Source organism: Proteus sp. FZP2095 (genome assembly GCF_023701425.1).
GTDB classification, from domain to species: domain Bacteria; phylum Pseudomonadota; class Gammaproteobacteria; order Enterobacterales; family Enterobacteriaceae; genus Proteus; species Proteus cibarius.
On record NZ_JAMQBJ010000024.1, the window covers coordinates 1 to 488 of the forward strand.

Annotated in this window: 1 rRNA gene; it reads right to left on the reverse strand. The window is 49.0% G+C overall.

What is annotated here, in order from left to right:
- Nucleotides 1-488: ribosomal RNA gene (locus NBG71_RS18680) — 23S ribosomal RNA — on the reverse strand; the annotation flags it as partial.

Consider the following 488-nt stretch of genomic DNA (forward strand, 5'->3'; position numbering starts at 1 on the left):
CTCCAGTTAGTGTTACCCAACCTTCAACCTGCCCATGGATAGATCACCGGGTTTCGGGTCTATACCCTGCAACTCATTCGCCCAGTTAAGACTCGGTTTCCCTACGGCTCCCCTATACGGTTAACCTCGCTACAGAATATAAGTCGCTGACCCATTATACAAAAGGTACGCAGTCACCCCATCCTCAAATGTCCCGCTTGCTTTTACTGTCAAACTGGCTCGATTTTTTAACTTCCGTTGCTCGTGTACTTCTATGTACACTGCGCGACGGCTTGAAAAAATCAATCCACTTTGTAGGTAAACGCTGCGCTGTTTTCGAGTGGTTTGTCCAATCACTCAGTGCGAGGCACTTGAGTGATGGGGCTCCTACTGCTTGTACGTACACGGTTTCAGGTTCTTTTTCACTCCCCTCGCCGGGGTTCTTTTCGCCTTTCCCTCACGGTACTGGTTCACTATCGGTCAATCAGGAGTATTTAGCCTTGGAGGAT